Source organism: Ulvibacter antarcticus, from assembly GCF_003688405.1.
In the GTDB taxonomy this organism is placed as follows: Bacteria; Bacteroidota; Bacteroidia; order Flavobacteriales; family Flavobacteriaceae; genus Ulvibacter; species Ulvibacter antarcticus.
Genome location: NZ_REFC01000012.1, coordinates 360415 through 383603 on the forward strand (window position 1 = coordinate 360415; position 23189 = coordinate 383603).

The following is a 23189-nucleotide window of genomic DNA, read 5'->3' on the forward strand; positions in this document are numbered from 1 at the left end:
AAAGGCGCGATTAAGATAAAATTAACTGCAAAAATTGTTAAAATCACTGTTTATAACTTGTCTGCTTTCAGAAATAATCACAAAATGAAACCTGTACCTTTAATTAAACACAATGTTATGGAAACGCGTGAAAAAGTATTATTAGAGTTAAGACCAGAAATTCCTTCAGCTAAAATCACATCTTTTATGTCTTCAGAAGAAACATTTCAAAATGGAACGATACGTCCTGTGGTTAAATTGCAGAACGATCTTTTGGTGGCAGTTTTTAAAAACTATGTTTGTAAACATAAAAATGTTTTTAACGATCTTACAGTTGATAAAAAACTGGACTATATCGAAAATGCGATTCATAAGGATATGAAGTTTCGAAATTCATTAAAAGGTATTATTATTGGTCAATTTACAGTAAAAGAGTACTTGCTTTACACTCAAAATTCTTCAGCCTTAAACAAAAGAATGATGAATATTGTAAAGGAACGCTTAAAGGATAACCTCTTACAATTCGAGACTAATACGCTAGCTATAGCGACTTAATAGTTTCTTGTTATTTCAGAAAAGTAAGACAAAGGAATCCGATTATTATTGTCAGTGAAAAACTCATTAAAGTTCCAATGAGGACATATTCTGTTTGTTTTCTGGCGCCACTTTTGCCCTTATCACTGAATCGAAGTATTGATTTTGCTGCGATTAAAAAGCCAATGGCAGAAAAATTATTGGTCAGAATAAAAGTAAGCACTAAGATTCGCTCAAAAATACCAATATAACGCCCCGCTTTTTCGAGACTTGGAAATTCGCCTTCATCTCCCGCAATTTCTTCTTGCCAGCGTTGTGTAGCTTTTCCAATGATAAAACCTACCGGAAAGACAACCAACAGATACCCAATAAATACGACCAATATCTCTTCGGAAGCTAATGATGATGTTATAAATGGAATAATTTCTGAAAAACTATCGGTAAGGTATAACCAGATTCCTAGCAGTACTAATATATGAAGTAGTTGATCGATGAGAAAATATCTCAACGAATCATTTTTCTTACTAAGTTTCCACAAATCTATAAAAAAGTGACTTACACTAATAAGAATAGGCACTCCCCACATACTCCAATCTTGAACAATTACATACGTTAATAATCCAGCTAGTAATGCATGAAAGTATAAAAATGGCGATCTCTCTTTCTTTAAGCGCTTCTGTAGTATGAGTTTTTGCGATTGTAACACAAAATCGGTAACTATATGTGCCAGCAATAATTGTAATGCTAAAATTAATTCTGGTCTCATTTAAAATTATTTTGTGCTACTGCTATATAGCGTTCCAATAATAATTTAATTTCATCCCAACCGGCTGCCTTCTTTCTTTGGTTAATCGCCGCCTGACTTCGATTAAGTCGTGTGGCAATATCTTGTTCCTTAAGCCTTTTTAATAAAAAATAAACGACCTCTGCAGAAGCAACCGACCAGCGATCCGTTATTGAATCCAAAAATTTTAGATGTACTTTAAACTCGGCATTTATTTCTTGGTTTGCAGTGGTGAGTGCCATTTTAACGCCTTCCGATTTCATAGCATCTAAGGTTCTTCCCGAAAATTGAAAAGCTTCGCCATTACTTTCTTCAAGTGCACCTTTCTTATAAGTTGCTTTTCCTATTCCAATAGAAATTCGGATATCGGCCATTGGAATTGCATTTTTAGGAAGATCCTTGGACATAACATAAGCACGCACAGCCGCTTTTATCTGAAGCGCCATCGATAAAGCTAATTCTGTGTTCTCAACGACTCCTTGAAAACTATCACCTCTATACATAGAAAAGAATATAGACTCATTTGGGAATTGTTTTTCCAACTTAGAGAACTCATTCTTCAATACTTGAACAACTGCCTTTAGAGCATCTGGATTGTACTCCGATGAGTTAATAAGATCACCACTTAAAATTGCTATCGTTTTCATGAGACTTTAAAAATACATAAAAATATAATACTACAGGCTTATAAATACAAATTATAAGTTAAATAGCTTATAATTATGTTATATAAGCAAAAAGACTTATAAATAATCATTTAATAAGTGAAACGCCATTTAAATCGGTGGTGAGCACGTCGCTCATATAATTAAAAAAGGGATGTAATAATTTGTAATGGTCTAAGAGATTGTCTTTAAAGTCTTCTGAAAAAACTTCTTCATCTGTAAAAGGATGCATCACAACAAAGCTCTTAAGTCTTATAAGATCAATGTTAGGGTCTTCTTTATTGAAACCTTTCGGAGCGGTTTTCACTTCCCCTCTACGGTTAAAACCATCAAAAGCTTTTTGAAAATCTTTTTGCCTTAAAATTGCCCTTATTTCTGAAGTATCCATTTCAAATTCTTTGCGAATTCTCAACAGATCGGCAGGATTTGGATCAAAAAAACCGCCAGCCATGGCCGAAGCTCCTGGTTCAAGTCTAAGGTAATATCCGCCACGTCTATGCGCCCCTGCCCTACTAAAACTTGCACTTCTATGTACATTGTAAGGAGTTTTATCTTTACTAAAACGAATATCCCGATTGATACGGAATACCTTCAGTTTAGCAATTTCATCTACCTTATTTAAACCCGCTTCTATTTCTGAATAAAAATTCTTAAAATGCTTCTCGCCCTCCAAATATTCCTTCTTATGCTCTTGCATCCAATCACGATGGTTGTTCTTTTTGAGTTTCAGTAAAAATTGGAAAGAAGATTTTGGTATCGTAATACTCATATTTTTCGTTTTTAGCAACTATGAAATTACGAAAAGTTGGGCTGAATTAATAATCTACATAAAAGCGCCACCTTATCTTACTTAATAAAATTATGTACATTTATAGATAACAACCTGTCTGTGAATGATAATATCAGGCTTAAAACCAATCAAAAATGACTTTAACAAATAAACCTTCGAAAGCCTTTTGGATTATCGCTGTCATTGCGCTTTTATGGAATCTGATGGGTGTTTTTCAATTCTTAAGCAGTACACTGATGGCAGAAGAATTGCGCAAAACGCTAACTGAGGCACAAATAGCACTTTTAGATAGTATGCCAGGTTGGTACGATATTGCTTTTGGAATAGGAGTATTCGCTGGTTTACTTGGTTGCATTTTGCTTTTAATGCGAAAGAAAATGGCCATAGTTTTGTTCGCTTTATCTCTTCTTGCAGTCTTCATCTATATGGGCTATTGGGTAATTGGCACCGATGCAACGAAAGTTTATGGGATGGAGGCGATTGTGATGCCATTAGTAGTAATTGCCGGATGCATCTTTTTGTACTTTTATAGTAAGGGAGCTGCTAGGAATGGATGGCTGACATAATTTAAATTCTTACTCCATTACAACCACTTTTTTCGTTTGAAGTATACCAACATTCCAATGAACACCGCCAACATTGCGGCCCATAAATAATAATAACCATACTTAAAATGCAACTCGGGGATGTGGTCAAAATTCATTCCGTAGATACCTGCCATAAATGTAAGCGGTATAAAAATGGATGCCATAATAGTAAGAACCTTCATCACCTCATTCATCTTATTACTTATCGTAGACATATACATATCCATTAAACCCCAAATCATTTCCCGATAAATATCCACACTTTCACTTACTTGGATAATATGATCGTAAAGATCGCGAATGTAGTTTTGTGTTTTTACATCGATAAGCGGTGAGTCTATTTTTTCCAGTCGGTTAATCACTTCCCTTAAAGGCACCACTGCTCTACGTATACGAAGTATTTCTTTCTTTATATTCTGAATATCTTGCGTAATATCCTTTTCAATAGTATCCTCGAAAAGTTGATCCTCAATTGCTTCTATTTTTATACTCAAAGTTTCTATTACGGCGAAATAATTATCAACTACTGCATCTATAATCGCAAACATTAAATAATCAGCCCCCGCATTTCTAATTCTACCTTTTGAATTTTCCAGACGGTCTCTTAAGCTATCGAAAACATCACCATCTGCCTCCTGAAAGGTCACCACAAAATCTTTTCCAAGGAGCAAACTTACATGCTCATTCATAAACTCACCATCGTCATTATAGTGAAGCATTTTAAATACTATAAATAAATAATCTTCATACTCATCTATTTTAGGACGCTGGTTTGTCGTTACTATATCTTCTTGAATTAATGGGTGAAGATTGTAATGTTCTCCCAATTTCTCAATGGCAGTAGTATTACTTAGACCATCGACATTGATCCATGTAATGTGTTCAGAGCCCTTATATTTAAAAGCATCCTCGATTTTAACTGTATCCACTCGTATATAATGATCCTTCGAAAAATCAATTATTTCAAGCTTTGTTGGATAATCTAATTTTTCTCCAGTGTATGTTACTGTCCCTGGTACTGAATTATGAATTTTTTTTGCTTTACGTTTTGGAATTTTAAATTTATTTTTCTTGGACATAACAATAGAATATTTAGTTTTAAAGATAATAAAAATGAAGATAGTCCACTTTTGAATCGTTTAAAACAATGTTAAAAACATCTAATAATATTTACTAATAAAAAGTAAGAATTTTCATAGATTTGTTTTTAATGTATTCGTACCTTAAACTGTTGTTTTTCAACGGATAAGTAATAATGAAGAATTTTTTAATAGCTTTTTCGGTGTTCATAGTCTGGTCCTTTTTCGGATTGTGGCTATATTCTTGGTTCGATTCTGAAGAAAATTCTGCTATGGTTAAGACACAACCTATAGAAACTAGTATCGTTGAACCTGTAGTAAATCCTTCCGAAGCAACCGAAAAGAAATTCAACAAACCTGATTCATCATCTTCTACAAATACGGATACAATTCAGGATACCGATACAAATTCCGAAGTAAAAGAAGTGAAACCTACTGGTCTAACTGCGCTAAGTAATGGCCTCACAATTTTTTCACTTTCTGAAGGAATATCGATCAAGAAGAATAATGCCGATCTTATTATTCCTGAAACAATTCAGGACTTTGCATACAAGATTAATTCCTATCTTATTTCTCATCCGAAAATGGAGGTACATATAAATTCATTTTATGGTGCTTCTGAAAACATACAAACGCCTAATTTAGGTGTTCGCAGAGGAGAAAAAATCAAAAACATGCTGGTTGATGTAGGTGTTGCTAACGAGAAGATCGTTGTAAAACCAACTATAAAAGAAATCGATTTTGATGAACATGAATTGTATAAAAATGGCATATCTATTGTTTTTAAACCTTTAGACTCGAATCGTATAGAAGAATTAAAGACAAAATTAACAGCTAGAAAAACGGTATACCCCATTTTCTCCAATACTGGGATTTTGGTAAATAAAAATCTGGAAGATCTCTTAACAGAAGTGAAACATATTGTTCAGAACAATCCCGAAACTCGAATTGAATTGATTGGGCATACAGATAACATTGGAAGTGACATCGACAATTATAAAATGGGGCTTAATTATTCAATGCAAGTAAGATGGTTTTTGGTTGCAAAAGGAGGCATAAAGAGAGCTAATATAAAAGCGTCTTCAAAAGGTGAATCAGACCCTGTAGATACAAATAATAGTGAACGCGGTCGAATAGCTAACCGAAGAATTGAAATAGTGTTCTATTAACTAATTAAATGACAGATTTAGTAAATTTTATTTCGTCTCTATCAAATTACATCGGCATTTTCATGCTTATGTTTAGCACCTTTTTGATAGGTTATTTTTCAGCTTGGTGGTTTCAAAAGTTGAACTATAGAGGTATAATTACCAAATTGAAACGGGAAATAAACACATCCATCATACAAAAAAATGTGAAGGACATAGATACCATTTTCACCGAAATAAAACCAAAGATTATAGAGGTTGTTAAAAGTACCCAACGAGAAGTTTTAGTAGCTCCATCTCTCGAAAGAACAGCTGAAAAAGCACGTTCCAGCTTTGTTACATATAGCAGATCAAGACCCGAGCTTGATTTCGATAGTTTTGGATATGCAGATGAAGACAACAAAGACGATCTTACACTTATTAAAGGTGTAGGACCTTATGTAGAGCAAAAGCTAAATGAAATCGGAATTTTTAATTTTGAACAGGTAAGTAAGCTCAAAGATGCAGATATTCGAATCATTACCGATCTTATAGATTTCTTTCCAGGAAGAATTGAACGTGACAATTGGGTAGGTCAGGCTCAGCAACTTAACGAAAAATAAACTTTCAATTCATGCAGTTAGCAACCCTCGATTGGATTTTAATTATTTCTTTTTTTACCATTTTTCTTATTATTGGGCTTCTAGTCGCAAAAAGATCCGGAAAAGACTCCAAAGAGTTCTTTCTTTCAGGGAGAAATATGCCATGGTGGTTATTAGGTATTTCCATGGTAGCAACTACCTTCTCTGCCGATACTCCTAATCTCGTGACCGATATTGTAAGGCAAAATGGGGTCTCAGGGAATTGGGTATGGTGGACCTTTTTAATCACTGGAATGCTTACAGTCTTTGTTTATGCTAAATTATGGCGACGTTCTAAAGTCCTTACAGATCTACAATTCTATGAACTAAGATATAGCGGAAAGGAAGCGGCTTTTTTAAGAGGATTCAGGGCTTTGTATCTCGGAGTTTTCTTTAATGTAATGATTATGGCTTCGGTTTGTTTGGCGGCCATAAAAATTGGTGGAATTTTATTCGACCTATCAGCAATTGAAAGTGTGCTGTATGCATCGGTAATTACGGTGATTTATAGCTCTATCGGTGGATTAAGAGGTGTTATTTTTACCGATTTTCTTCAATTTATTGTCGCGATGATTGGCTCTATTTGGGCGGCATACTATATCGTAAACATACCAGAAATTGGAGGCCTAGATAAACTATTAACGCATGAGAATGTCGTAGGAAAATTAAATTTTCTTCCCGATTTTAGTGATACCAATTCATTATTAGTCCTTTTAATTATCCCAATCGCAGTGCAGTGGTGGAGTGTTTGGTATCCTGGTGCCGAACCTGGCGGAGGTGGTTATATCGCCCAGCGAATGCTCTCAGCAAAAGACGAGAAAAATGCTATAGGTGCAACTTTACTCTTTAATATCGCGCATTACGCATTACGCCCCTGGCCATGGATTTTAATCGCACTTGCATCTCTTGTTCTGTATCCAGAGTTATCCGACATAAGTAGAGAATTTCCAAATGCGGTTTTGGGTCATGATTTAGGGTATCCGGCGATGCTAACAAACTTACCTGCAGGATTACTCGGATTAGTACTTGCATCGCTTATAGCGGCATTTATGAGTACAATTTCCACACACCTCAATTGGGGATCATCGTATATTGCCTTGGACTTTTACAAACGTTTCTTAAAACCTGATGCCTCAGAAAAACGAATAGTTGCTGTTGGTAGATTATCCACGGTAGTTTTGATGATATTAGCGGCTGCACTAGCCCTACTATTAAGTAGCGCCTTGAGCACCTTTGCCATCTTATTGCAGATTGGTGCAGGTACCGGGCTAATATTTATACTTCGATGGTTTTGGTGGCGAATAAATGCTTATAGCGAAATCACTGGTATGATCGTATCCTTTGCTGTAGCGCTCTTTTTCGAGTTTACTGATTATGGTTTGGAGGATTATCAAAAGCTGGTGTATGGTGTCGCAATAACTACTGTGAGCTGGATTTTGGTTACATTTATAACGCGTCCAACAGATTCGAAAACGCTAGCGAATTTTTATAATGCTGTAACTCCTTATGGAAATGGTTGGAAGCCTTTTAAAGCAGTTGCCAAAAAAGAAAATATTGCACTTAAAACAACGCACGATAATTTTACAATCGATCTCGCTTCTATGTTATTAGGAATCGTATTTGTATATACTTCCCTATTCGCAACCGGATATGTGATCTATGGAAATTTAGTGGGAGCCATTGTCCTTATTACGATCGCGGTCGTTTCGGCAATTACCATCTTTATTCTTTGGAAGAAGAAGTAGAACTACTTAAATGTTTTAGAAATAAAAAAGCCATTTCAGTTAATACTGAAATGGCTTTTTTTAAGTTTTAATCGCTAATTAGTTATTCCCTAGAATTAAGGGTAAACCACTATCTCCTGACCCAATAACTATTACTTTCGTATTAGGTGACTCTGAAAGCTTTATCGTAGCATCTATTCCTTTATCCTGAAGAATCTTATCAGTTAATGAAGCACTTAGAATACGGTTTGATTCTGCCTTTCCTTGAGCTTCGATAATAACCTTCTCTGCTTCTTTTGAAGCTGTTACTAGTCTGAACTCATACTCCAACGACTCTTGTTCTTGTTTCAATTTACGTTCTATCGCTTCCTTAATAGTAGCTGGTAGAGTAACATCCCTTACTAACAACACATTTAATTGCACATATTGCTTCTCAAGTATCTTTTTTGTCTCTTCGAAAATTTCGACCTGTATAGCATCTCTCTTACTTGAATACAATTGCTCTGGTGTATATCGACCTACAACACTTCTGGCAGCACTTCGAATGGCAGGTTGAATAACTCTTTGCAAATAATCCTTCCCTAACGATTGATGCAGATTACCTAAATCCTTGTATATCGGCTCATACCAAGCCGAAGCTTCGATTATAATTTCAAGTCCGTTGGATGATAGTACTTTCATTTTTTCAAAAAGCTCTTGTTGTCTTACTTCATAAACAAAAACTTTGTTCCATGGTGCTACTATATGAAAACCTTCCCCTAATGGAGGTTGGTTAGTTACTACACCATTATCGAATGTTTTATACAACACTCCTGCTTCTCCAGAATCTATTGTTACTGCCGACTTAGCAATTAATACGATCAACAATATTACTATGATGATCACTGGTATTCCAATTTTTGGTAATTTTTCCATTTTTATATTTTATGAGTTTAAATAAGTCCGTTGTATTTCCTAGCAAACCACTCGATTGTTAGTGAAATTATTATAAGCGCGAGAAGATATTTCCAATCGATCAAAGGTACTACTTTTTGTTCGCTTTTTTGAATAGGTTGAAATCTGTTATCATCTAATAAAGAATCTATCAAATTTGAAAATTCATTAGTAAAAAAAGTTTCACCTTTTGTCTTTACAGCTAGTCTTTCAAGCTTTCCGATGTTCGCATTTAAAAACTGCTGTTCCACGTTAAAATCCAGTATTGTAAAATTACCGCTTCTGGAAACGGCCTCGTCTGTGACAGAAACTGTATACTTATACTCCCCTGCTTCTAAGCTATTTAAATCTACTTCATAGAAGTTATTCTTTAACAACATTGGAAAGTTGGTTCGCTTCAAACTTTCAGAATTAACAACAGAAATAGTTAGTGATGATCGGGCGTCGAAAACAAAATTCTGGTCAAAATACTGCGCCGATATCTTTATTGGATTGTTATTATAATAAAAGCTTTCATTATTTACTTCCAGCCTACTCCTTCTCTTATTCGAAGCTAAATATTGCACAAGTTTGGCCGTAAAGTTGTCGAAATCTTCAAAGTTAGATTTATCAAGATAGGTTTGCGCTCGCCATTGCCATAAACCTTCACCATCCCAAATAGCCGTGCGAATCCCATTTAACTCCATTGTAGCCAACATAGGCGAATCGTTATCGAAACCATTAACCGATTGTTTAAGCAGCACTTCATTGGGAACTGAAACCTGTAATGAGCCGAATGTTGCCTTTAATGGTCGCATATCGCTAAAACCAATGTCTTCAACTGCAAATGTGCCATAATTCGGATTTAAAATAGCTCCAACATCTTCAGATTGCCTGTTAATTTCTTTTCTGAAATAATTTTGAGCGGAGTTTAAAAAATTCCAATCTGTTTTAAGCCCGGCAATGATAAATGTATTCTTCTTTAGTTTCTCTAATTCTGAAAAAACCTTAGTAAAACTGCGGTCCGGTTGATAAAGTAGTATTAATTGATAATCATTGAGCACGTTAATTGCCTCTGAAGGTTTTTTGAAACTAACTGTACGTTGTTCGTTGGTAGTAATCGACTTCCTTAAGGCACCCATATCCGGATGCACTATATTACTTACAATTAAAACATTTGTTGCCTGATCAATAACTTCGACCGCGAACTGCTTACGATTATTAGATGTGTTCTTTTCACCTTCTAATGGCACCAAAGTCGCTGTGTATTTCTGTAGACCTACGCTTGAAGCGTTCAATGTAAAAGATACCGTTTTGGTATTGTTTTCTTCGGAAAATGAAACATTAGTCCGATGCACTACTGCTGCACCTTGATTTACTACAAGTTGTGAGTTTTGAGAACCAACGCCATCATACACCAAAATCATTTCAACAGGAAACTGATTTTTCAAAAAGGCATATCTGTTGGTGTTTAGGCGTTCAATTTTAAGATCTGTATGTCTCGTTGAATCTCCCAGAACCACCGCGAATATTGGATTTTTAAAGTTAGATGAAGAAAATTCGTAATCACTGCCCAGTGTCTGATTCCCGTCTGTAATTAAGATGGTTGGCGCTATTTCGTTTCTGAATAATTCATTCACTGAAGCCAATGCTTCAGAAATATTCGTATTTTTTTCTGAAAAGGACAGCGTGTCTACTTCTTTGAAATCACTTCCGAAGGAAAAAAAAGAAAGATCGAATTTATCATTCAATTCGGAATTAGCTTTTAACTCATCAACTATCTTTTGAAGGTTTTCAGTCTGATTCAACTCGGCAATAGAAGCCGAATTATCTAGCAACACCGGAAGTTTTGGTTTTTCGAGGGTGTATGTTTCTGATTTAAACTTGGGATTAATAAGGAGTAATAGAATCGAGAATAACGTAATGAACCGAAGTAAACCGAACAGCCATTTTAAGGTACCGGTGTATTTGGTTTTATAACCATACATAAATATCGAAACAGCCATTGCAATAATGCCGGCTATACATATATATAAAATGGTTTCTGCTGTCATAAATGATAAACGAGGATTGGAAACTGTACTAATTTCCACTCTTTAGAGGCAATTCGAAAAATCTAACTTGGCATCTTACGTAAGCATCCCACCGTCGACGTTTAATACCTGGCCGGTTACATAGGCAGATAAGTCACTGGCAAAAAATACACAGGCATTTGCAATGTCATCGGGTGATCCTCCTCTTTTTAGTGGAATTGCATCTCGCCAACCCTGTACCGTGGCCGCATCAAGTTTCCCGGTCATTTCTGTCTCTATAAAACCAGGCGCAATCACATTACAACGAATATCCCGTGATCCTAGTTCAAGAGCAACAGATTTAGAAAATCCGATAATCCCTGCTTTAGAAGCGGCATAATTCGTTTGCCCGGCATTACCCTTTACTCCAACTACCGAACCCATATTGATAATAGACCCTTTGCGTTGTTTCAACATAGTACGCTGAACGGCTTTGGTCATATTAAATACAGACTTTAAATTTACTTCAATAACCTTATCGAAATCGGCTTCAGACATACGCATAAGGAGATTGTCTTTGGTAATTCCAGCATTATTTACCAGAATATCAATACTACCAAAATCTTCCAACACCTTAATTGCCAAAGCTTCAGAATCACTAAAACTTGCAGCATCGCTTTGATATGCTTTAGCTTTTACACCTTTTTTAGACACCTCTGTTGCTAGCGCCTCGGCAGCTTCCGAAGAAGAACTGTATGTAAACGCGACATTCGCACCGTGATTTGCAAAAACTTCAACAATGCCTCTACCAATACCACGGCTTCCTCCTGTGATAATGGCAGTTTTACCTTCTAATAATTTCATAAGCTAAAGACTTTATCCAAAAAATTTAACGAGCCACTAATATAAAAAGATATTCGGCGACTGCCTTAGAACTATTCGTATTTTATTTGATTCTTACTTAGAATGATAATGTTGTATCTTAGTAGAAATCAATCAAATATACAATCATGAAAAAAATCATTTTAATTTTAGTCCTTATTTTATTAGGTGCTTGTAAAAATATAAGCGAAACAAAGGAAACTGCGATTGCCCCACCTCCCGAAATATCGGTAGAGGATTTCTTCAAAAATTCTGAACAAAGATCGTTTCGAATATCGCCGGATGGCACCCATTTAGCGTATTTAGCGCCCTACAACAAGCGAATGAACATCCATGTACGAGCCATTGATTCGGAAGAGGTTGTTAGAATTACAAGTGTGGAAGATCGAGATATTGCTGGGTACTTCTGGGCAAATAATGATAAATTGGTATATATAAAAGATGATGGTGGGAATGAAAACTTCCATTTGTTCTCGGTAAACAAAAAAGGGGATGATGAAGTGGACCTTACGCCTTTTGATGGCGTTAGAGCACAAATAGTAGACGATCTAGAGAATAATGAGAACGAAATGATCATTGAACTCAATAACAGAATTCCACAGGTTTTTGATCCGTATCGCATAAACATCAACACTGGTAAAATGGAACTTATTTACGAAAATCCCGGAAATATTACCGGATGGCAAACAGATCATGATGGAAAGCTCCGCATCGCTTATGTAACGAATGGTGTTGATAACAGTATTTTATACCGGGAAACAGAGAAAGATGATTTCAAGGAAGTAATTACAACAAATTTTAAGCAAACCTTAACCATTCAGTTCTTTGATTTTGACAATGGCAATGTTGTATATGCCCTATCAAACCTCGGAAGAGATAAGTTGGCAGTTGTAAAATACGACCTTAAAGAGAATAAGGAAATTGAAGAAATTTACATCAATCAAGATGTTGATGTGGACGAAGTTAGTTATTCAGACAAAAGAAAAGTCCTAACTTCAATTAACTACAATGATACTAAACAGAAAAGAAAATTTCTGGATGAAGAGACAGAGCAATTATTTAGCCGACTGGAAAAAGAATTAGGTGACACGAATGAGTATTATATCACCTCTTCGAATAAAAATGAAGACAAATTTTTAGTGTATGTAGGAAATGACACATCCAGAGGTGCCTATTACTTCTATGATAAGGAGAGTAAGGAATTAAAGAAAATTGCAGATCTAAGTCCATGGATAAATCCGGATCACATGGCGTCAATGAAGCCAATTAGTTACACAAGTAGAGACGGACTTACAATTCATGGTTATCTTAGCTTACCTATAGGACGAGAGGCCAAAAATTTACCGGTGGTAATAAATCCGCACGGAGGCCCTTGGGCAAGAGATTTTTGGGGATATAATCCTGAAGTGCAACTATTAGCGAATAGAGGATATGCCGTTTTACAGATGAATTTTAGAGGCTCTACAGGCTACGGAAAGGCTTTTTGGGAGAAATCATTTAAACAATGGGGTCAGTCCATGCAAAATGATGTAACAGATGGAGTACATTGGCTTATTGATCAAGGAATAGCAGATCCCGATCGTATAGCGATCTACGGCGGGAGTTATGGTGGTTATGCCACGCTGGCGGGTATTACGAATACTCCAGATCTATATGCCGCAGCTGTGGATTACGTTGGCGTATCTAATCTATTTACTTTTATGGAAACTATTCCTCCATATTGGGAGCCTTATAAAGAGATGTTATATGAAATGGTTGGAGATCCAAACTCAAATGACAGTATTATGATGAAAGCCAATAGTCCCGTTTTCCAAGTTAATAAAATAACAGCAGCGCTATTTGTTGCCCAGGGTGCAAACGACCCTAGAGTTGCTAAAGACGAATCAGACCAAATGGTGAATGCTCTTGAAAAGCGAGGCGTTCCAATTCAATATATGTTGAAGGAAAATGAAGGACATGGCTTCAGAAACGAAGAAAACCGTTTTGATTTTTATAATGCGATGACAGAATTTTTAGATACCAATATGAAAGAAAAGGTTGACGAAATAAAAACTTAAATGCTATAAAAAAGAAAGGGCTTATCGAAATAGATAAGCCCTTTTTATATATGATTTTGGAAATTATGATCTCATAACTTCAGCTACCTTCTTACCAATACCGGCAGGAGATTCAACAACATGAATTCCACATTCTCTCATTATCTTTTTCTTAGCTTGAGCAGTATCGTCGCTACCACCTACTATGGCACCTGCATGCCCCATTGTTCTTCCTGCGGGAGCAGTTTCACCGGCGATAAAGCCAATGATAGGTTTTTTGCTTCCACTTTTCTTGTACCAATATGCAGCATCTGCCTCTAGCTGTCCACCAATCTCACCAATCATAACTACAGCCTCTGTTTCCGGATCATTGATAAGCATCTCTACAGCTTCTTTTGTGGTTGTTCCAATAATTGGATCTCCACCAATTCCTATCGCTGTAGTAATTCCTAAACCTTGTTTTACAACCTGGTCTGCAGCTTCGTAAGTTAAAGTTCCTGACTTAGAAACAATCCCAACATTTCCTTTTTTGAAAACAAAGCCTGGCATAATTCCAACCTTTGCCTCTCCCGGCGTAATTACACCTGGACAGTTAGGTCCTATTAATCGACAATCCTTATCTTTTAGATAATCTGCTGCTGTTATCATATCTGCAACAGGAATTCCTTCAGTAATAGTAATTATCACCTTAATTCCGGCATCGGCAGCTTCCATAATTGCGTCTGCAGCAAATGCTGGTGGCACAAAAATAATAGTGGTATCTGCTCCAACTTCTTTAACAGCCTGTTCAACAGTATTAAATACCGGTCTGTCTAAATGTGTTTGACCTCCTTTACCTGGAGTTACACCTCCTACAACATTAGTACCGTATTCTATCATTTGACCAGCGTGAAAAGTTCCTTCACTACCTGTAAACCCTTGTACAATTATTTTGGAATTCTTATTGACTAAAACGCTCATTCTGTTTTTAATTTATTGAATTTTATTGATAAAACTTCTTCTCACCAAGGAGACCGAAGTCGCGTGCAAATATACTTTTTTTTAGGGAAGGATGTAAAGGAAATTAAACTTTTACCTTATGATAGGATTCAGTAGTTTCATCATTATCAGTAACCGGTTGACTTACCTGATATCCTCGATATAACATCCCTTCTTTCACTTGCCAAATTGCTATAAAATGTGCTATTCCTAGTTCTTCATCAGGATTTTCGATGGTTTTTACGTAGTATTTATAACGAATAGTAACGTAGTCATCATCAGAAAGCATATGACTTACTTCTACACGCATGTCATAGTATGTTCTACGTATTTCTGCGAAAAATTTAGAAAGTTCTTCAAAATGCATGATTGCCAATCCATCAGCACTATTCCAAATTAATTCTACATCCGGATGAAAAAAGTCTTTTACTTCAGAACCATCCTTCAGAAGATCCAGTTTATAAAATTCTTTTACAACTTCTTTTGCTGCTTTACTCATGATAATTTATCCAGTTTTTCGATTATATCTGGAATTAAGCGTATCGACGCCAATTCCTTGTATTTTTTTCTAAAATCATCTGCCGGTGTTCCAAAGTAAGATTTATGTCCTGGCAATGATTTGCTTACACCACTTTGAGCCGAAATTATTGCTTTTTCACCAATTGTTACACCACTTGTGATTCCTACCTGTCCCCAAATCGTAACAGAATCTTCAATTAAAACACATCCTGCTATTCCTACTTGCGAAGCTATTAAACATCGCTTTCCTATTACCGTGTCATGTCCAACATGCACCTGATTATCGAGCTTTGACCCCTCACCTATCGTGGTTGAAGCTGTAACTCCTCTATCTATAGTACATAGGGAGCCCAAATCTACATTATCTTCAATCACAACATTGCCTCCACTTACCAACTTATCAAATCCATCAGGTCGGTTTTTATAATAAAATGCATCCGATCCTAAAACACTACCTGCATGAATAGTAACATTATTCCCAATGACCGTATTATCATAAATAGAGACATTAGAATGTATGACACAATTATTTCCAATAGTCACATTATTGCCAACAAAAACATTAGGTTGAAGAATAGTGTGTGTGCCAATTTTTGCCGAATCTGCTATAACGGCTCTTGCTGCAATAAATGGATTAAAATGATTTGTAAGTTTATTAAAATCGCTAAACGGATCGTCTGAAACCAATAATGCTTTACCCTTTGGACATTCTACCTCCTTATTAATGAGAATAACAGTAGCTTGAGATTGAAGTGCCTTATCGTAGTACTTGGGATGATCTACAAATACGATATCCCCTTTACGAACGACATGAATTTCATTCATTCCCAAAACCGGAAAGTCATCATTCCCAACGTATTCGCAATTGAGAATTGTGGCGATGTCCTTGAGTTTCTGGGGATTTTGAAATTTCATAATGTTAGTTGTAATATATTTCTAAAGTAATCTATATTGAACCTTTACCAAAGGCCTTAAAGACTACTCTTTAATTCTTTCCTGATATTGTCCCTTTTCGGTGTCAATTCGAATTTTATCACCTTCATTGATAAATAACGGTACATTCACTTCAGCACCTGTTTCAACAACGGCCGGTTTGGTTGCATTAGTTGCCGTATTTCCTTTTACACCTGGCTCGGTAGAAGTTACTTCCAAAATTACGTGAGCAGGCATTTCCACAGATAAAGGAGAATTGTCTTCCGTATTAATAATAACGGTCACTATTTCACCTTCTTTCATCAATTCGGGCGTGTCCAGTGCTTCTTTTAACAATCTGATCTGAGTATAATCTTCAGTATTCATAAAATGATAAAATTCACCTTCAAAGTACAAGTACTGAAATTTATGTGTTTCAACGCGAACATCATCAATCTTATGTCCGGCAGAAAATGTATTATCAATTACTTTTCCAGAGGTTACACTTTTTAGCTTAGTTCTAACAAAAGCAGGACCTTTTCCGGGTTTAACATGTAAAAACTCGATAATTTTAAAGATATCATTATTGTATCTAATACATAATCCTTTTCTTATATCTGAACTTGTAGCCATAGTTTTCTCCGCTACTGCGGTCTTATTATTTATTAAACTTATCTGTAATCGATACTAGTTATTTCTATTCTGAGTATCGAATTAGTTTTATTAATTGTTACTGAAGTAACCTTTCATTATTCCTCGCTTCGCATTTTTTATAAATTGAAGGATCTCATCACGTTCGGGAGTTGCTTCCATCTCGGCTTCAATTATTTCTGAAGCTTGCGTATTATTATAAGTACCCTGATATAAAATCCTATATATATTTTGTATTTCTCTAATTTTTTCAGGAGAAAACCCTCGTCTTCGAAGTCCAATTGAATTTATACCAACATAGGATAAAGGCTCTCTTGCTGCTTTTACATATGGCGGCACATCCTTTCTCACTAACGATCCTCCCGTTACAAAAGCATGGTTTCCAATCATACAAAACTGGTGAACTGCCGTCATTCCTGCTAAAATAACATAATCACCAACAGTGCAATGTCCGGCCAATGTACTATTATTTGAGAAGATACAATTGTTTCCAACAATACAATCATGTGCGATATGACAGTACGCCATGATAAGACAGTTTTTTCCTATAACTGTTTTTCCACGATCAACAGTTCCTCTATTTACTGTCACATATTCGCGTACAGTAGTATTATCTCCTATCTCTGCAGTTGTTTCCTCATCCTGAAATTTCAAGTCTTGTGGAATAGCAGAAATTACGGCTCCCGGGAAAATATTACAATTTTTACCGATCCGTGCTCCTTCCATGATGGTCACATTAGAACCTATCCAGGTTCCTTCGCCAATTATCACATTATTATGGATAGTTGTAAATGGCTCAATAACCACATTTTTTGCAATTTTCGCGCCCGGATGGACGTATGCTAAGGGTTGGTTCATTTAAATGTTTTTTGTTTTTACTATCTGCGCCATTAATTCTGCTTCAGCCACTAATTTATCATTTACATATGCATACCCATTCATAAGTACTATTCCCCTACGAATTGGTGACATTAATTTCAGATCGAATATAAGCGTATCTCCAGGGTTTACCTGTTGCTTGAATTTCACATTATTAATTTTCATGAAATAAGTAAGATAGTTTTCCGGATCCGGAACTGTACTTAAAGCGAGAATCCCTCCCGTTTGCGCCATAGCTTCTACTATAATAACTCCTGGCATAACTGGTGCTCCCGGAAAATGCCCAACGAAGAAAGGTTCGTTCATCGTAACATTTTTTAGGCCTACTACGTGAGTGCTGGAAAGCTCTAAAATTTTATCTACAAACAAAAATGGAGGTCTGTGAGGCAACATATCCATAATTTGATTCACATCCTTTACGGGTGGTTTCGACAAGTCGAATTGCGGTACTTTATTCCTACTCTCCAGTTTTATAATCTTAGAAAGTTTTTTTGCAAACTGAGTGTTTACGTGATGTCCGGGTTTATTAGCAATTACTTTACCACGTATTCGTGTTCCAATTAATGCAAGATCTCCAACAACATCTAACAGCTTGTGTCTTGCAGCCTCATTAGCATGATGTAAGGTAAGATTGTCTAAAATCCCATTTGGTTTAACCGATATTTTATCTTTTCCAAAGGCGGAACGTAATTTTTTCATGGTTTCTGGAGAAAGCTCTTTATCTACATACACAATGGCATTGTTCAAATCCCCTCCCTTTATTAAACCATGCTCCAGAAGCATTTCAATTTCATGTAGAAAACTAAAAGTACGTGCATTAGATATTTCTTTTTTAAAATCTGAAATATGCTTTAATGAAGCATTCTGAGTCCCTAAAACCTTGGTTCCAAAATCGACCATGGTAGTAACTTGATATTCTTCCGAAGGCATTACAATAATTTCACTCCCCGACTCCTCATCGGTATATGAAATTACTTCCTTTACTATATATTCTTGTCTTGCGGCATCTTGTTCAACAATTCCTGCCGCTTCTATTGCTTCAACGAAGAACTTAGAAGATCCATCCATTATTGGAGGTTCTGAAGCATTTAGTTCCATTAAGCAATTATCTACTTCCATTCCAACCAAAGCCGCAAGTACATGCTCGGATGTTTGAATCTTCACCCCGTTTTTCTCAAGATTTGTACCTCGCTGTGTATCTACAACGTAATTCGCATCGGCTTCAATTATCGGATTATCTTCAAGGTCCACTCGCACAAAAGCATAGCCGTGATTCTCTGGAGCGGGTTTAAAGGTAAGGGTGACTTCCTTGCCTGTATGCAATCCAACACCGGTAAGCGTAATCGCCTTACCAATAGTGCGCTGTTTTACTTTAGAATCACTCATCTTTTATGTTTTTTTCAAAGGTATTAAATCGTTCTATAATTTTTGGTAGATTCTTAAAGTGCACATAACTTTTATTGTAATCTCCGTAATTAAGAGCAGGAGATCCCTGCAAAGTTTCATTATCCTTAACATTTCTACCTATCCCACTTTGTGCCTGAACGCGAACATTATTACCAATAGTGATATGTCCAGCAATTCCAACCTGTCCTCCAAAGATGCAGTTTTTTCCAATCTTGGTAGAGCCGGCAATTCCTGTCTGTGCTGCTATGACAGTGTTTTCTCCAATTTCTACATTATGAGCAATTTGAATTTGATTATCAAGCTTTACTCCATTCTTGATGACTGTAGATCCTAAAGTTGCTCGATCAATCGTAGTTCCAGCGCCAATATCTACATTCTCACCAATCACAACGTTTCCTGTTTGAGGAACTTTAGTGTACTCTCCTTTTTCATTGGGTGTAAAACCGAATCCGTCTGCACCAACTATCACACCGCTATGAATAACGCTGTTCTTTCCAATTACAGTTTCAGAATATAATTTAGCACCTGCAAAAACAATAACATTGTCTGCTATTGAAACATTATCACCTATATAGACATTTGGATAAATTTTTACATTATCCCCAATTTTCACATTTTCACCTAGATAACAGAATGCTCCTAAGTAGACGTTTTCTCCGTATTTAGCAGTCTCAGCAATAAAAACAGGTTGTTCAATTCCTGTTTTATTTAGTTTTACCTGATTGTAGTACTCTAATAATTTCGAAAAAGATTTATAAGCATCCTCCACTCGGATAAGTGTTGTAGAAATAGGATTTTCGGCAGTAAATGCCTTGTCAACAATCGTTATTGAAGCCTGAGTTGTGTATATATATGGGGTGTATTTAGGATTTGCTAAAAAAGTAAGACTTCCTTCACTTCCCTCTTCGATTTTTGAAAGTTTCGATACTTCAATATCAGAATCTCCATCCACTTCACCTTCTAATATACCCGCTATTTGTGCTGCTGTAAATTTCATTGATTGGGATTGATTTGAATCACATAGCAGCTTATTCGCAAGGTATTTCTAAAAATTGATATAAACTGCTTACAATTCATTCTTGCAAAAATAGAAAAAAAGGTTTAGTAATTGCTTTTCGGATAACATAGATAATATTTTATCACTTTTTTCGACAAGGCTTCAAGGTTTAATTGATCACTCGCTTTGGCCACATCCACCACTTTACCCGATTCTTTCATTAAGTTTATCGTGTCTTTCTCCATATTATACGCCTGGTTGTCAATTTGACCATCGAATACAAAATAAGATGCTTCCGCTTCGGTATAGTTGCGTTTCAACATTAAATCTTGTTTTTTCTTTGCTATTTCTTCGGAAGGAATTGGGTTATTTTTCAATTTGATTCGAAGTAGATCCCGATTCAATAGCATTTCAGATAGCTGGCTTAGCACAATGTCTTCCGAAGCTACCCAAGACTTCATTGCCGAAACGATATCGTAATCATCAAGCTTAGAAAAAGTATCTAAAATCTCTTCTGAAAAATTTTCAACCCTAATTGAATTTTTCAGAAAAAAAGTTAAAGCTGCACTGGCCGGTAAATTAACTCCTTGCTGTGTAAGTTCTTTAGCACGTTTCAATACCCGCATTAAAAGTTGTTCGGCCACAATTCCTGTCTTGTGTAAATAAACCTGCCAATACATAAGTCGACGGGCAACGATAAATTTTTCTACGGAATATATCCCTTTTTCTTCAACTACCAGTTTGTCATCCTTTACATTAAGCATGGCAATAAGGCGTTGCGAATTTACCGCACCTTCGGAAACTCCCGTATAAAAACTATCTCTTCGAAGATAATCAAGTCGATCCATATCCAACTGACTCGATATAAGTTGATGCAGAAATTTTCTTTCATACTCATTTTTGAAAACAGAAATTGCAAAGCTTAATTTTTGATCAAATTCGGTATTAAGCGATTCCATAAAAAAAAGTGATATTTTTTCATGATTGATATGATCCACAATGCTGTGTTCCATTGCATGCGAAAAAGGTCCGTGGCCAATATCGTGTAGTAATATCGCTATTAAGAGTGCTTCTTCTTCAGCTTCAGAAATCACAACCCCTTTTAAACGCAGTACTTGAATGGCCTTTTGCATTAAAAACATGGCGCCTAATGCATGGTGAAAACGAGTATGATGTGCCCCTGGATACACAAGGTATGACATCCCCATTTGAGAAATTCGCCGTAACCTCTGAAAGTAGGGATGCTCAATTAAATCGAAGATTAACGCACTTGGAATGGTAATAAAACCATAGATAGGATCGTTTACTATTTTGAGCTTGTTTCGTTGATTCAAACTTTAACTTTTAATTATTAGTAATGATTACAGTTTAGTAGCACTTCAGGATTAAATTTGAGGGTGATATATCGACGTCGAATAAATGAACGGCTTCAATATTAAAAACAAACAAATATACATATATGAGCGACATAAAAGTACTTTGGGTAGATGATGAAATAGATTTGTTAAAACCGCACATTTTGTTCTTAGAGAATAAGAATTATAAGGTAACGACGGCTCAAAGTGGTACTGAGGCGCTTGAAGAAGTAAGAAAACAAAATTTTGATATTGTTTTTCTGGATGAGAATATGCCGGGACTCACCGGTTTGGAAACTCTCGCTGAATTAAAAGAATTTGAAGCCTCACTTCCCGTGGTTATGATTACAAAAAGCGAAGAAGAATACATTATGGAAGAAGCAATTGGATCAAAGATTGCTGATTACCTCATTAAACCTGTGAATCCCCATCAAATACTGTTGAGTCTTAAAAAAAATCTGGATCATTCAAGGCTAGTCTCAGAAAAGACTACTTCTAGTTATCAGCAGGAGTTTAGAAAGATCGCAATGGATTTATCGATGGTTAATTCCTATGAGGAATGGGCAGATATGTACCAAAAATTAGTGTATTGGGAATTGGAATTAGAAGGAATAGAGGATTCAGGAATGTTCGAAATTCTTGAGTCACAAAAAACAGAAGCCAATACACAATTTTGCAAATTCATTGATAAGAACTATTCAAAATGGTTTGAAAGAGGTTCCGATTTTCCAACTATGTCTCATACATTGTTCAGAGATAAGGTAGTGCCAGAACTAAAAAAAGGTGAATCTACATTATTAATTGTGGTTGATAATTTAAGATACGATCAATGGAAATCATTCGAACCATTTATTGCTAATAATTATAAAAAGAAAAGTGAGGAGATGTATTATGGTATTTTGCCTTCTGCTACTCAATACGCCAGAAATGCCATATTTAGTGGGCTGATGCCTAGTGACATGGAAAAATTGCATCCAGACCTCTGGTTAAACGATACAGATGAAGGTGGAAAAAATATGCATGAAGAGGAGTTTTTAAAGGCTCAGATTGATAGATTGGGATTAAGTTTGAATTGGAGTTATCATAAAATTTCGAGTTTGAAACAAGGAAAGCGCCTAGTCGATAATTTTAAGAGCCATAAGAATGAGGACTTAACGGTGATAGTCTACAATTTTGTGGATATTATTTCTCATTCAAAAACGGAGATGGAGGTAATAAAAGAGTTAGCGTCGACAGATAAAGCCTACAGATCACTTACCCAAAGTTGGTTTAAAAACTCCCCTCTAATGGAGATTATCCAACAAGCTTCGCAATTAGGCTTTAAACTGATTATAACAACAGATCATGGGACAATTAATGTGAAAAACCCGTCAAAAGTAATTGGGGATAAAAACACTAGTTTAAACTTGAGATATAAGACTGGAAGAAGTCTAACTTACGAAGAAAAGGACGTATTAGTAGCAAAAGAGCCAAAATCCATACATCTACCAACTATCAATATGAGTAGCTCGTTTATATTCGCTAAGGGTGATATGTTTTTCGCATACCCTAACAATTATAACCATTATGTGAGTTATTTTAGGAATACATACCAGCATGGGGGGGTTTCTTTGGAAGAAATGATTATTCCTTTTGTGGTATTGGATCCAAAATAAATGTAGGATTATTCCTAATAAAATACCGTTAATCGATATTTTATGTAAATAAGCCGAAAAAAATTATATATTTGCTCGCAATCA

22 protein-coding genes are annotated in these 23189 nt (G+C 35.9%); 7 read left to right on the forward strand and 15 right to left on the reverse strand.

The genetic code is table 11. The features are described 5' to 3' along the window. Positions 1 to 117: 117 nt before the first annotated feature. A complete protein-coding gene (locus tag BXY75_RS06410; protein ID WP_121907373.1) occupies positions 118 to 534 on the forward strand; it encodes a glyoxalase in 417 nt (138 codons plus the stop codon). A 10-nt stretch (positions 535 to 544) separates the two neighbouring features. Here the strand turns inward: BXY75_RS06410 and BXY75_RS06415 are convergent, their stop codons facing one another. The 3 genes from BXY75_RS06415 to BXY75_RS06425 form a co-directional block, all read right to left on the reverse strand. Next, positions 545 to 1279, reverse strand: coding sequence for a DUF3307 domain-containing protein (locus tag BXY75_RS06415; protein WP_121906888.1), 735 nt, complete (start codon positions 1277 to 1279; stop codon positions 545 to 547). Beyond that, on the reverse strand, positions 1276 to 1944 hold the full coding sequence (locus BXY75_RS06420) for a SatD family protein (protein WP_121906889.1): 669 nt from the start codon (positions 1942 to 1944) through the stop codon (positions 1276 to 1278). The genes BXY75_RS06415 and BXY75_RS06420 overlap by 4 nt, the downstream gene beginning before the upstream one ends. A 106-nt stretch (positions 1945 to 2050) precedes the next feature. Beyond that, on the reverse strand, positions 2051 to 2731 hold the full coding sequence (locus tag BXY75_RS06425; RefSeq protein WP_121906890.1) for a DUF2461 domain-containing protein: 681 nt from the start codon (positions 2729 to 2731) through the stop codon (positions 2051 to 2053). Between the two features lie 257 nt (positions 2732 to 2988). On the opposite strand from BXY75_RS06425, the gene BXY75_RS06430 reads away from it, so the two are divergent. Continuing rightward, positions 2989 to 3318: a hypothetical protein gene (locus BXY75_RS06430; protein ID WP_147437241.1), complete on the forward strand. Its 330-nt coding sequence runs from the start codon at positions 2989 to 2991 to the stop codon at positions 3316 to 3318. A 17-nt stretch (positions 3319 to 3335) separates the two neighbouring features. On the opposite strand, the gene corA is transcribed toward BXY75_RS06430, so the two are convergent. After that, on the reverse strand, positions 3336 to 4418 hold the full coding sequence (gene corA / locus BXY75_RS06435; RefSeq protein WP_121906892.1) for a magnesium/cobalt transporter CorA: 1083 nt from the start codon (positions 4416 to 4418) through the stop codon (positions 3336 to 3338). Between the two features lie 176 nt (positions 4419 to 4594). On the opposite strand from corA, the gene BXY75_RS06440 reads away from it, so the two are divergent. The 3 genes from BXY75_RS06440 to BXY75_RS06450 are packed head-to-tail and all read left to right on the forward strand — an operon-like array spanning position 4595 to position 7931. Continuing rightward, entirely contained in the window at positions 4595 to 5587 is a 993-nt protein-coding gene (locus tag BXY75_RS06440; protein ID WP_121906893.1) for an OmpA family protein, read from the forward strand. A gap of 8 nt (positions 5588 to 5595) precedes the next feature. Beyond that, complete coding sequence (locus tag BXY75_RS06445; protein ID WP_121906894.1) at positions 5596 to 6168, forward strand: hypothetical protein; 573 nt, start codon at positions 5596 to 5598, stop codon at positions 6166 to 6168. 11 nt (positions 6169 to 6179) lie between these two features. Continuing rightward, positions 6180 to 7931: a sodium:solute symporter family protein gene (locus BXY75_RS06450; protein WP_121906895.1), complete on the forward strand. Its 1752-nt coding sequence runs from the start codon at positions 6180 to 6182 to the stop codon at positions 7929 to 7931. A 78-nt stretch (positions 7932 to 8009) separates the two neighbouring features. Here the strand turns inward: BXY75_RS06450 and BXY75_RS06455 are convergent, their stop codons facing one another. The 3 genes from BXY75_RS06455 to fabG are packed head-to-tail and all read right to left on the reverse strand — an operon-like array spanning position 8010 to position 11698. Next, positions 8010 to 8825, reverse strand: a complete 816-nt coding sequence (locus BXY75_RS06455; protein ID WP_121906896.1) for a prohibitin family protein — start codon at positions 8823 to 8825, stop codon at positions 8010 to 8012. A gap of 17 nt (positions 8826 to 8842) precedes the next feature. Beyond that, entirely contained in the window at positions 8843 to 10915 is a 2073-nt protein-coding gene (locus BXY75_RS06460) for a vWA domain-containing protein (protein WP_245962933.1), read from the reverse strand. A gap of 36 nt (positions 10916 to 10951) precedes the next feature. Next, positions 10952 to 11698: a 3-oxoacyl-[acyl-carrier-protein] reductase gene (fabG, locus tag BXY75_RS06465; RefSeq protein WP_121906898.1), complete on the reverse strand. Its 747-nt coding sequence runs from the start codon at positions 11696 to 11698 to the stop codon at positions 10952 to 10954. Positions 11699 to 11844: 146 nt separating this feature from the next. Here fabG and BXY75_RS06470 point away from each other — a divergent pair, with 146 nt between their 5' ends. Then, positions 11845 to 13773 carry a S9 family peptidase gene (locus BXY75_RS06470; RefSeq protein WP_121906899.1) on the forward strand — a complete coding sequence of 643 codons (1929 nt, stop codon included), beginning with the start codon at positions 11845 to 11847 and terminating at the stop codon, positions 13771 to 13773. A 63-nt stretch (positions 13774 to 13836) separates the two neighbouring features. On the opposite strand, the gene sucD is transcribed toward BXY75_RS06470, so the two are convergent. From sucD to BXY75_RS06510, 8 genes are all read right to left on the reverse strand, one after another. After that, positions 13837 to 14712, reverse strand: a complete 876-nt coding sequence (sucD, locus tag BXY75_RS06475; protein ID WP_121906900.1) for a succinate--CoA ligase subunit alpha — start codon at positions 14710 to 14712, stop codon at positions 13837 to 13839. Between the two features lie 103 nt (positions 14713 to 14815). Next, positions 14816 to 15229 (reverse strand): nuclear transport factor 2 family protein, encoded by a 414-nt coding sequence (locus BXY75_RS06480; protein WP_121906901.1) that lies wholly within the window; start codon positions 15227 to 15229, stop codon positions 14816 to 14818. Continuing rightward, entirely contained in the window at positions 15226 to 16164 is a 939-nt protein-coding gene (locus BXY75_RS06485; protein ID WP_121906902.1) for a UDP-3-O-(3-hydroxymyristoyl)glucosamine N-acyltransferase, read from the reverse strand. The genes BXY75_RS06480 and BXY75_RS06485 overlap by 4 nt, the downstream gene beginning before the upstream one ends. Before the next feature lie 63 nt (positions 16165 to 16227). Further along, entirely contained in the window at positions 16228 to 16794 is a 567-nt protein-coding gene (gene efp, locus BXY75_RS06490) for an elongation factor P (RefSeq protein WP_121906903.1), read from the reverse strand. Between the two features lie 90 nt (positions 16795 to 16884). Further along, positions 16885 to 17670 carry an acyl-ACP--UDP-N-acetylglucosamine O-acyltransferase gene (lpxA, locus tag BXY75_RS06495; protein WP_121906904.1) on the reverse strand — a complete coding sequence of 262 codons (786 nt, stop codon included), beginning with the start codon at positions 17668 to 17670 and terminating at the stop codon, positions 16885 to 16887. Beyond that, positions 17671 to 19077 (reverse strand): bifunctional UDP-3-O-[3-hydroxymyristoyl] N-acetylglucosamine deacetylase/3-hydroxyacyl-ACP dehydratase, encoded by a 1407-nt coding sequence (locus tag BXY75_RS06500; RefSeq protein ID WP_121906905.1) that lies wholly within the window; start codon positions 19075 to 19077, stop codon positions 17671 to 17673. It lies immediately after the preceding gene. Further along, entirely contained in the window at positions 19070 to 20095 is a 1026-nt protein-coding gene (lpxD, locus tag BXY75_RS06505) for a UDP-3-O-(3-hydroxymyristoyl)glucosamine N-acyltransferase (protein WP_121906906.1), read from the reverse strand. The genes BXY75_RS06500 and lpxD overlap by 8 nt, the downstream gene beginning before the upstream one ends. Before the next feature lie 104 nt (positions 20096 to 20199). Continuing rightward, complete coding sequence (locus tag BXY75_RS06510) at positions 20200 to 21429, reverse strand: HD domain-containing protein (protein ID WP_121906907.1); 1230 nt, start codon at positions 21427 to 21429, stop codon at positions 20200 to 20202. 125 nt (positions 21430 to 21554) lie between these two features. Between BXY75_RS06510 and porX the strand changes: the two genes are divergently transcribed. Continuing rightward, positions 21555 to 23105 (forward strand): T9SS response regulator signal transducer PorX, encoded by a 1551-nt coding sequence (porX, locus tag BXY75_RS06515; protein ID WP_121906908.1) that lies wholly within the window; start codon positions 21555 to 21557, stop codon positions 23103 to 23105. Positions 23106 to 23189: the final 84 nt, after the last annotated feature.